General features: G+C 54.3%; 9 protein-coding genes and 1 pseudogene. 6 read left to right on the top strand and 4 right to left on the bottom strand.

Going from position 1 to position 10589, the window contains the following annotated elements:
* Nucleotides 1–20: 20 nt before the first annotated feature.
* Complete coding sequence (gene grcA, locus ENTHG_RS00380; RefSeq protein WP_044172195.1) at nucleotides 21–404, bottom strand: autonomous glycyl radical cofactor GrcA; 384 nt, start codon at nucleotides 402–404, stop codon at nucleotides 21–23.
* A 317-nt stretch (nucleotides 405–721) separates the two neighbouring features.
* On the opposite strand from grcA, the gene ung reads away from it, so the two are divergent.
* A complete protein-coding gene (gene ung, locus ENTHG_RS00375) occupies nucleotides 722–1411 on the top strand; it encodes a uracil-DNA glycosylase (protein WP_044172192.1) in 690 nt (229 codons plus the stop codon).
* A 53-nt stretch (nucleotides 1412–1464) separates the two neighbouring features.
* Here ung and ENTHG_RS00370 read toward each other — a convergent pair whose 3' ends face one another.
* Nucleotides 1465–2538, bottom strand: coding sequence for a tRNA/rRNA methyltransferase (locus ENTHG_RS00370; RefSeq protein ID WP_044172187.1), 1074 nt, complete (start codon nucleotides 2536–2538; stop codon nucleotides 1465–1467).
* Between the two features lie 202 nt (nucleotides 2539–2740).
* Between ENTHG_RS00370 and trxC the strand changes: the two genes are divergently transcribed.
* The 5 genes and pseudogenes from trxC to ENTHG_RS00345 all read left to right on the top strand — a co-directional run bounded on the left by trxC (nucleotide 2741) and on the right by ENTHG_RS00345 (nucleotide 8461).
* Nucleotides 2741–3160: a thioredoxin TrxC gene (gene trxC, locus ENTHG_RS00365; RefSeq protein ID WP_044172184.1), complete on the top strand. Its 420-nt coding sequence runs from the start codon at nucleotides 2741–2743 to the stop codon at nucleotides 3158–3160.
* 74 nt (nucleotides 3161–3234) lie between these two features.
* A complete protein-coding gene (locus ENTHG_RS00360) occupies nucleotides 3235–3933 on the top strand; it encodes a tRNA-uridine aminocarboxypropyltransferase (protein ID WP_044178804.1) in 699 nt (232 codons plus the stop codon).
* A gap of 32 nt (nucleotides 3934–3965) precedes the next feature.
* Nucleotides 3966–6628, top strand: a pseudogene (locus ENTHG_RS00355) (bifunctional acetate--CoA ligase family protein/GNAT family N-acetyltransferase).
* A 109-nt stretch (nucleotides 6629–6737) separates the two neighbouring features.
* Nucleotides 6738–8093 carry a CDP-diacylglycerol--serine O-phosphatidyltransferase gene (gene pssA, locus ENTHG_RS00350; RefSeq protein WP_044172181.1) on the top strand — a complete coding sequence of 452 codons (1356 nt, stop codon included), beginning with the start codon at nucleotides 6738–6740 and terminating at the stop codon, nucleotides 8091–8093.
* A 44-nt stretch (nucleotides 8094–8137) separates the two neighbouring features.
* On the top strand, nucleotides 8138–8461 hold the full coding sequence (locus tag ENTHG_RS00345) for a YfiM family lipoprotein (RefSeq protein WP_044172178.1): 324 nt from the start codon (nucleotides 8138–8140) through the stop codon (nucleotides 8459–8461).
* On the opposite strand, the gene ENTHG_RS00340 is transcribed toward ENTHG_RS00345, so the two are convergent.
* Nucleotides 8458–9759: an MFS family transporter gene (locus tag ENTHG_RS00340; RefSeq protein ID WP_044172175.1), complete on the bottom strand. Its 1302-nt coding sequence runs from the start codon at nucleotides 9757–9759 to the stop codon at nucleotides 8458–8460. The two genes, ENTHG_RS00345 and ENTHG_RS00340, sit on opposite strands and share 4 nt — an antisense overlap.
* A gap of 119 nt (nucleotides 9760–9878) precedes the next feature.
* The gene (locus ENTHG_RS00335; RefSeq protein WP_044172173.1) at nucleotides 9879–10334 is read right to left on the bottom strand and encodes a DUF4385 domain-containing protein; all 456 of its coding nucleotides are present in this window, start codon (nucleotides 10332–10334) and stop codon (nucleotides 9879–9881) included.
* Nucleotides 10335–10589: the final 255 nt, after the last annotated feature.

The raw sequence follows: 10589 nt of genomic DNA, 5'->3' as shown, positions 1-10589 counted from the left end.
CGTTTTTTTATAAGAAGAACTTACAGGCTTTCAGTGAAAGTACGAGCGATAACGTCGCGCTGCTGTTCCGGAGTCAGTGAGTTGAAACGCACCGCATAGCCAGAAACACGAATGGTCAGCTGCGGGTATTTTTCAGGATGTTCTACCGCATCCAGCAGTGTTTCACGACGCAGAACGTTAACGTTCAGATGCTGACCGCCTTCTACACGCACTTCCGGTTTCACTTCCATCGGAACTTCGCGGTATTCGATTTCGCCAAGTTTGCTGACGGCAACGACTTCATCTTCCGCGAAACCGCCTTTTGCAACGATGCAGCGCGCTTCGCCTTTTTCGCTATCGAGCAGCCAGAAAGAGTTCAGCAGGTCATCGTTAGCAGCTTTTGTAATCTGGATACCAGTAATCATAATGCGCCTCCCTTGGGCATAAATTTTGATTTGCATGGTCTTACCATGGCTAATTGGTAAAACCATTGTTGCTTGACTGTATATATACTCTCCAGACACCCCAGATTCTTTGATTAAAATCAATAAAAACCCTACTCACAAAATGGTATTGGGGTGATTTTATTGTTTTACATCAAGTTGCGTCTGTCAAAAGCCCCAAAAATTGACGTCAGCGTTCGACTACAAGCGACACCATGAATGGATATCAGCCCCGGCAAATTTTGTTCCTGTTAAATAAGCAGTTAAGCTAGACAGACTATGACTCGCGGGAGAAGAGGATGACGACTTCATTAACGTGGCATGATGTACTCGCTGACGAGAAACAGCAGCCTTATTTTATCAATACCCTTAGTACAGTGGCGGCCGAACGGGAATCCGGGGTAACTATCTATCCCCCGCAAAAAGATGTTTTTAACGCTTTCCGCTTCACTGAACTGGGAGACGTAAAAGTCGTGATCCTGGGCCAGGATCCCTACCATGGCCCCGGGCAGGCACACGGTCTGGCATTTTCGGTGCGCCCCGGCGTGGTGGTTCCCCCGTCTTTATTAAATATGTACAAAGAACTTGAGCAGTCAATTCCGGGCTTTGTCCGTCCGAATCACGGCTATCTCGAAAGCTGGGCCCGGCAGGGCGTTCTGCTGCTTAACACCGTATTGACGGTACGTGCAGGCCAGGCCCACTCCCATGCCAGCCTTGGTTGGGAAACGTTTACCGATAAGGTGATAAGCCTGATTAATGAACATCGGGAAGGCGTGGTCTTTTTACTGTGGGGTTCGCATGCGCAGAAGAAAGGGGCGATCATTGATAAAAACCGCCACCATATCCTGAAAGCGCCGCACCCTTCACCGCTTTCCGCGCATCGCGGTTTTTTTGGCTGCAACCATTTCGTGCTGGCGAATGAGTGGCTGGAACAGCATGGCGAGAAGCCGATTGACTGGATGCCGGTTTTACCGGCGGAAAGCGAGTAACATGCTTGCCCGGTACGCATTGCGCGACCGGGCAATTGGGTTCAGCCTGATACTCAGGCTTTATTCTGCCGCCACCATTCCGCCAGCAGTACGCCCGTTGCTACGGAGACGTTAAGGCTTTCTACCTTGCCGGTACCGTCAATAGAGACGCTCAGATCGGCCTCTTCAAGCGCGGCATCGGATAAGCCGTCCCGCTCCTGCCCTAACACCAGTACCATTTTCTTCGGTAGCGACGCGCTGTAAAGCGGCGTTCCTTTATGGCTGGAGGTCGTCACGATGGTATAACCCGCCTCGCGGAACTGCGCGATGGCGTCGAGCACGCTCTCCCCGGTGATAGGCTGCACGTGTTCCGCGCCGCCCTCTGCGGTACGGATAGCTGCGCCGGATTCCACTACCGCCGCGTCCTGTAACACCACGCCTTTGACGCCGAAATGGGCGCAGCTGCGCATGATTGCGCCTAAGTTATGCGGATTGCCGACATCTTCCAGCGCCAGTACGCAATCTTCCGCCCCTGCCTGCGCAACCCACTGCGCGACACTGGCGCCGCTACGTTTTTTAATCAGGAAGCAGACGCCGCCATGGTGCTCAGTGCCGGACGCTTTCGCCAGTTCCGCCTCATCCACCACGTGGTAAGCTTTGCGATTGGCCGCCATCCAGCGCAGCGCCTCTTTAAAACGCGGCGTTACGCTCTGCACAAACCAGGCGCGAACAATGCACTCCGGTCGGCTGTTAAATAGAGCCTGGCAGGCATTTTCACCGTAGACTCGGGTCTCTTCCGCGCGCTGACGGCGCAGCACTTCAGGATCGACAAAGCTTTTGCCGCTGATCCCGCCATGATCCGGTTTGACCGGCGTCTCATCGCCAGGGGCGCGGGAAACAGTGCGCCACGGGGACGAACCGCTATCGCGCGAGTAATCATCGCGGCGGCGGTCGTCACGTTTGCGATCGTCGCTGCGGTTGCTTTTTTCATCGCGGGCTGGGCGACGCTTAGCGTCGGCACGAGACGATCCGCTTCGGCCCGGACCTTTCCCGGTACGCGGGTTCTGCCCACGTTTATCGGAATCATCATCACTGCGGACATACATCACTTTGACTTTGCCGCTTTTGTTTTTCAGTTCATCGTTCATGCTTTTCTCCACCAGCGCTGCGCGAAGCGCGCAGATTACCTGATGTGCAGGCGCTTAGCCATTAATTCATTCAAAAGCCTGAGGCTATTGTACTCATTGAACAAAACGCATTGTCGTTTAAAACTGATTCATCAATAATATGTAACATATTAGAAACATATCGGCCCTGCGCCACTGTTCCTTCGCTCCCCTGAGGTTAGTTATGAATACCGTATGTGCAAGCTGTCAGGCACTCAACCGCATTCCCGAAACGCGTATTAACGATGGCGCGAAGTGCGGCCGCTGTGGACATGAACTGTTCGACGGCGATGTCATCAACGCCACCGGCGAAACGCTGGATAAACTGCTCAAAGACGATCTGCCGGTGGTGGTGGATTTTTGGGCGCCGTGGTGCGGACCGTGCCGTAACTTCGCGCCTGTTTTTGAAGACGTGGCCGAAGAGCGTAGCGGTAAAGTGCGTTTCGTCAAAGTAAACACCGAAGCGGAACGCGAACTCAGCGCCCGTTTCCGTATCCGCAGTATTCCCACCATTATGCTTTTCAAAAATGGCGAGGTGGTGGATATCCTGAGCGGGGCGGTGCCTAAAGCGCCGTTCGATAGCTGGCTTAACGAATCGCTGTAATTCCGCATCCCGACGGGGCGCATCTTGTGCCCCGTTTTCACCTCTGCGACAATGGCGTTTTTCACGCGATTCCTATGAAAGATAACGCCGTTCTTCAATTAAGGGCTATGCGCCTTGCCCGCGCTACCCGCCCCTTTCTCGCCCGCGGCAATCGCGTTATACGCTGCCAGCGCTGCCTGCTGCCAACGCGGCAGTGCCTCTGTGACACCATTAACCCCAGCCACGCTCGCAGCCGCTTCTGCCTGGTGATGTTTGATACCGAACCGATGAAGCCCAGCAATACCGGCAGGCTTATTGCCGATATGCTTCCGGACACCGTCGCGTTTCAGTGGTCCCGCACCGAGCCGCCGCAGGCGCTTATTGAGTTATGCGCCAGCGAAGATTATCAGCCCATGGTGGTTTTTCCCGCCTCGTATGCCGGCGAAGAGAGGCAGGTTTTATCCGCGCCGCCAGCCGGTAAGCCCCCGCTGTTTATCATGCTGGACGGCACCTGGACGGAAGCGCGAAAAATGTTTCGCAAAAGCCCGTGGCTTGATGCTTTGCCGGTGATCTCTGTCGATCTGGCCCGCGTTTCCGCTTACCGGCTGCGGGAAGCCCATGGCGAAGCGCAATACTGCACTGCCGAGGTTGCCATCGCTCTGCTGGACCTGGCGGGAGATCGGCAGGCCGCGCATGCCCTTGGCGACCATTTCACGCTGTTCCGCGAACGCTATCTCGCCGGTAAACCTCATCATCAGCCGGACATCACAGCAAAAGCGTCAGAAAACGTTTAAAATCATCGGGTCACTCTTTTCTGGAGACCGGTATGAGCCAACGTGGACTGGAAGCGTTGTTACGTCCGAAGTCAATCGCGGTGATTGGCGCATCAATGAAGCCCGATCGCGCTGGCTTTCTGATGATGCGCAACCTGCTCGCTGGCGGATTTGCCGGGCCGGTTTTACCGGTGACGCCGGCTTACAAAGCGGTGCAAGGGGTTCTGGCCTGGCCTGATGTCGCCAGCCTGCCCTACGTGCCCGATCTCGCGGTGCTGTGCACCCACGCAAAACGCAACCTGGCGTTGCTGGACGATTTAGGAAAAAAGGGTGCAAGACCTGTATTATTCTCTCGGCTTTCCCGGAGCAGCATGCGGAACTGCTCGCCTGCGCCAGTCGTTATCAGATGCGCCTGCTCGGCCCCAACAGCCTGGGGTTACTCGCCCCCTGGCAGGGGCTGAACGCCAGTTTTTCCCCGGTGGCGATAAGGCGCGGCAAGCTGGCTTTTATCTCTCAGTCCGCCGCTATTTCTAATACCATTCTCGACTGGGCCCAGCAGCGCGAGATGGGATTCTCCTGGTTTATTGCCCTTGGCGATAGCCTGGATATTGATGTTGATGAACTGCTCGATTATCTGGCGCGCGACAGTAAAACCAGCGCTATCCTGCTCTATCTTGAACATTTAAGCGACGCGCGTCGTTTTGTCTCTGCCGCCCGGAGCGCCTCGCGCAACAAACCCATTCTGGTTATCAAAAGCGGCCGCAGCCCTGATGCGCAGCGGCTGTTACAGACGCATGTCGGGCTGGATCTCGCCTGGGACGCCGCCATTCAACGCGCCGGTTTGTTGCGCGTACAGGATACCCATGAGCTTTTTTCCGCCGTCGAGACGCTAAGCCATATGCGCCCGTTGCGCGGCGATCGGCTGATGATCATCAGTAATGGCGCCGCGCCTGCGGCCCTTGCGCTGGATGAGCTTTGGGCGCGCAACGGGAAGCTGGCCAGCCTCAGCGACGAGACGCAGGCACGCTTGCGGGACGCGCTGCCGGATTACGTTAGCGTAGGCAACCCGCTTGATCTGCGTGATGACGCCAGTAATGAACGCTATATCAACGCGTTAAACGTGCTGCTGGAGAGCCATGAATTCGATGCGCTGATGGTGATCCACTCCCCCAGCGCCGTTGCGCCGGGAAAAGAGAGCGCATCGGCGCTGATTGACGCGCTGAAAAAACATCCGCGCGGGAAATATGTGACGATTTTAACCAACTGGTGCGGAGAGTTTTCTTCGCTGGAGGCGCGGCGGCTGTTTAGCGAAGCGGGGTTGCCTACCTACCGCACGCCGGAAGGGACGATCACCGCATTCATGCATATGGTTGAATACCGCCGTAACCAGAAGCAGCTGCGGGAGACGCCGGCGTTACCGGCGCATTTGGCCGCAGATACCACTGCGGCCCATCAGTTATTACAGCAGGCTATCAATGACGGCGTTACCACGCTGGACACCCATGAAGTGCAGCCGATTCTCAATGCCTGGGGTATCCAGACGCTGCCGACCTGGATTGCGAGCGATAGTGTCGAAGCGGTCCATATCGCAGAGCAGATCGGTTACCCGGTGGCGCTAAAATTGCGCTCCCCTGATATTGCCCATAAGTCAGAGGTACAGGGGGTAATGCTCTATCTGCGTACCGCCAGCGAAGTGCAGCAGGCCGCGGACGCCATCATCGATCGTGTAAAAATGAACTGGCCGCAGGCGCGGATACATGGCCTCCAGGTGCAAAGCATGGCCAACCGAGCAGGGGCCCAGGAGCTCCGGGTGGTGGTGGAGTCTGACCCGGTATTCGGGCCGTTAATTATGCTGGGCGAAGGCGGCGTGGAGTGGCGCGCGCAGGATCAGGCGGCGGTCGCGCTGCCGCCGCTTAATATGAATCTTGCCCGCTATCTGGTTATTCAGGCCATAAAAAACAAGAAAATCCGTGGGCGCAGCGGCCTGCGCACCCTTGATATTGCTGGCCTGAGCCAGTTCCTCGTACAAGTATCCAATCTTATTATTCACTGCCCTGAAATTCAGCGGCTGGATATACACCCATTGCTCGCAGCGGGCAATGAGTTCACCGCGCTGGACGTCACCCTCTCTGTTGCCGCCTTCAGCGGTAACGGGGAAAGCCGCCTTGCCATTCGTCCCTACCCCCAGCAGCTTGAAGAGCAGATAACCTTAAAAAACGGCGAGCGGTGCCTGTTCCGCCCCATCCTGCCCGAAGATGAACCGCAACTGCAGCAGTTTATCGCCCTGGTAACGAAAGAGGATCTCTACTATCGCTATTTCAGCGAGATCAACGAATTTACCCATGACGATTTAGCCAACATGACCCAGATCGACTACGATCGGGAAATGGCCTTTGTGGCTGTACGGCAAAAAGGGAATGAAGAAGAGATCATGGGCGTTACCCGCGCTATCTCCGATCCGGATAATATCGACGCGGAGTTTGCGGTACTGGTCCGCTCCGATCTTAAAGGCCTGGGTCTGGGCCGTCGTTTACTGGAAAAACTCATTAGCTATACCCGCGATCACGGACTCAGAAGATTAAACGGGATTACGATGCCGAATAATCGCGGCATGATAACGCTGGCGCGTAAGCTGGGTTTTGACGTGGATATCCAGCTGGAAGATGGCATTGTCACTCTGTCGCTTTTGCTAACGCAGCCGGGCGAAGAGAAGTAAAGCACTGGAAATGTTGACCACTTTCCCGGGTACTGGTGTTATCATTGTCCGCTTCTGTCGCTTTTTGGAACAGAGGCCCTTTCAATAAACAGAGAAGAAACGCACTGTGATGTTGTCTAAATTCAAGCGTAATAAACATCAACAACACCTTGCCCAACTACCTAAGCTTTCTCAGTCAGTTGATGATGTAGAATTTTTCTACTCTCCCGCCGATTTCAGGGAGACATTGCTGGAAAAAATCGCCAGCGCGACACGCCGTGTCTACCTTATAGCTCTCTATCTTGAGCAGGATGACGGCGGTAAAGGCATTTTGAGCGCGCTGTACGAAGCAAAACGCCAGCGTCCTGAACTGGAAGTTTGCGTGCTTGTTGACTGGCATCGCGCGCAGCGTGGGCGCATTGGCGCAGCCGCTTCCAATACCAATGCCGACTGGTATTGCCGCATGGCGCAGGAAAACCCGGGTATCGACGTGCCGGTTTACGGCGTCCCGGTTAATACCCGTGAAGCGCTTGGCGTGCTGCACTATAAAGGCTTTATTATCGATGACAGCGTTCTGTACAGCGGCGCGAGCCTGAACGATGTCTATCTCCATCAGCATGATAAATACCGCTACGACCGCTACCAACTCATTCGCAACCCGCGCATGGCGGATATCATGCTGAACTGGGTAAAACAGAATCTGGTACACGGGCGCGGCGTTAACCGTCTCGACGATCCGCAGCGGCCAAAGAGCCCGGAAATCAAAAACGATGTGCGTCAGTATCGGCAGGATCTGCGTGATGCCGCCTATCATTTTGAGGGCGATGCGGACAACGAGCAGCTCTCCGTTACGCCACTGGTCGGCCTTGGCAAAACCAGTCTGCTTAACAAAACCATCTTCCATCTTATGCCCTGCGCGGAGCATCAGCTGGTCATTTGTACCCCCTATTTCAACCTGCCTGCGGTTCTGGTGCGCAATATCATCCAGCTTCTGCGTGAAGGTAAAAAAGTCGAAATTATCGTCGGGGACAAGACCGCAAATGATTTCTATATCCCGGAGGATCAGCCGTTCAAGATCATCGGCGCCCTTCCCTACCTGTATGAAATCAACCTTCGCCGCTTCCTGAGCCGGCTGCAATATTATGTTAATACCGACCAGCTTATCGTCCGCTTATGGAAAGATGACGATAACAGTTATCACCTGAAAGGGATGTGGGTGGATGACGACTGGATGCTTCTGACGGGTAACAACCTTAACCCGCGGGCATGGCGACTGGATCTGGAAAACGCAATTTTGATCCACGACCCGCAGCAGCAGCTGGCCGCTCGTCGCGATAAAGAACTGGAGCTTATCCGCACGCATACTACCGTGGTTAATCACTATCGTGATCTGCAAAGCATTGCGGATTACCCGGTTAAAGTGCGCAAGCTGATTCGTCGTCTGCGACGGATTCGTATCGATAAGCTCATTAGCCGTATTCTTTAATCTTCCGGCCCCGTCATCGATGGGGCTTTTTTTTCGGATTCCCTATGCGAAGTGTCATCTTACTGGGCGCACTGTTTTTAAGCGGATGCGCACACACCGCTAACGATAGCTGGAGCGGCCAGGATAAAGCGCAGCATTTTCTTGCGTCTGCCATGCTCGCAGGCGTCGGAAACGAGTTTGCGCAACATCAGGGGATAAGCCGCGATCGTAGCGCCAGCTATGGGGTCATGTTTTCGCTGAGCGCTGGCGCTATGAAAGAGTTCTGGGACAGCCGCCCGCAAGGGAGCGGCTGGAGCTGGAAAGATTTTGCCTGGGACGTGGCGGGCGCTACCACCGGCTATGCCGTGTGGCAGCTTGCAGAGCATTAGAGTTTTATCCCTTTTCCCTTACGGTGCAGCATCAGCGAAACGATAAAGGCCAGCGCGCAGAGAAGTGTGACATACCAGAAAAACGCTGTCTCAATGCCCATCGACTTCAATGACAGGGCGACATATTCCGCAGAGCCGCCAAACAGCGCGTTAGCCACGGCGTAAGACAAGCCTACACCCAATGCCCGTACCTGAGCCGGGAACATCTCTGCTTTCAGGATCCCGCTGATCGATGTGTAAAAGCTGACGATCACCAACGCCGCCATGACCAGAGCAAATGCAGCCCAGGGCGAATTAACGTGTTGCAGAGCAGTTAAAATCGGGACGGTAAACAGGGCAGCAAGCCCGCCGAAGCAGAGCATGGAAGCGCGTCTGCCAATGCGGTCTGAAAGCGCGCCAATAGCAGGTTGAATCAGCATAAAAACAAACAGCGCAGCGGTCATAACAACGCTGGCGACATTTGCATGCATACCGGTGGTATTGACCAGGTACTTTTGCATATACGTCGTGAAGGTATAAAAACTGAGCGATCCGCCAGCGGTGAAGCCCAGTACCATGATAAAAGCGCGCCGGTTGCGCCACAGCCCTTTGAGCGAGCCGGCTTCTTTGAGTGTTCTCACCTCTTTCTGTGATGTTTCATCAAGCTGACGACGCAGCCAGAGCGCGACAATAGCCAGGGCAGCGCCAATGGCAAAGGGAATACGCCATCCCCAGGCACGCAGCGAGGCATCATCAAGGATTTGCTGTAGCGCCACCACCACCAGTAACGCGAGCAGCTGACCGCCAATCAGCGTGACGTACTGGAAAGAGGCATAGAAACCTTTTCGCCCCTCTACCGCAACTTCACTCATATAAGTTGCGCTGGTGCCATACTCACCGCCAACGGACAGGCCCTGGAATAATCTGGCAAGTAACAGTAAAGCGGGTGCCCATGTGCCTATGGTGTCATAACCCGGCAGACAGGCAATCACCAGCGAGCCGACACACATCATACAGACAGAGATAAGCATGGATGTTTTACGACCATGACGGTCGGCGATACGCCCAAAAAGCCAGCCGCCAATAGGACGCATCAGAAACCCTGCGGCAAACACGCCTGCGGTCTGTAACAATTGAGTAGTGGTATTGCCTGAGGGAAAGAAGATATGAGCGAAATAAAGAGAACAGAATGAGTAGACGTAAAAGTCAAACCACTCCACCAGGTTCCCGGAGGAAGCGCCAATGATAGCCCATACTCTGCGGCGAACATCGGCGATTTCGGGCTCTTTGTGCCCCGAATGGGCAGTGTACTCTGCCATATTAATCCCCTTTAATAATTTTTTGCTATGTGCAAAAACAGCATACGTCCGGGGAAAAAGTAAATACAGTGTTAATTATTTGCCTGCTATCATTTCAGAATGTTAACCTAAAATTCACCCTAACCCCAGCGTGACATATGCTCACGCTTGCGGCGAAGGTAGTCTTCATCCTGACGAATTTTATCCCACCATCCCTTAAAGACAGCTGCCGCGGCAGCTTTCACCGGATCGTTACCTCTGGGGTGAGTACCTCCCTCGGTAGTATATTTCTTTCCGCCTTTGTAATTGGCGTACCGACGCGCTCGCGTATAGCCCATCTGGATGAATTTGCGGGCCATATCCATGCCTACAAAGTCATCTTTCTGGCGATATGCTTCAAACAGTTCGTAGATTTTTTCGGCGGACTTTGTCGCGGATTCAGCGTCTTTATAACGCCACCAGGGCAAAATTTCACTTTTATAGGGCTCGACGAGTAAAACACCCTGTTCACCACGCCCTACCTGGTAGCGATCCGGATGTTCACGAAAGTTCGTGTGGGCAAAATCCTGCTGATAGTTGAAGGGTTCCCGGGCCAAATCTCTTCTCCTGACACGCCGTTAGACAGTAAGGATAGGCCATGATGAACAGCGGGTACCAGGTTGTGATTTGCTAAAACGCAAAAAGCCCATCCGTCAGGATGGGCTTCTTACTTATTTGATGCCTGGCAGTTTATGAGTCACTTCGTGACTCACCCTTCGGGCCGTTGCTGCGCAACGTTCAAAAGCATTCGCTTTTGTCCTACTCTCTTTCGAGTAGTGAACTGCCCCGAAGACTGGTGCAGGTCTTTTAAT

This window comes from Phytobacter massiliensis JC163, assembly GCF_000321045.1.
Classification (GTDB): Bacteria; Pseudomonadota; Gammaproteobacteria; order Enterobacterales; family Enterobacteriaceae; genus Phytobacter_A; species Phytobacter_A massiliensis.
Note: the sequence above shows the minus strand (reverse complement) of the source record. Positions and strands in the feature narration are given on the sequence as shown.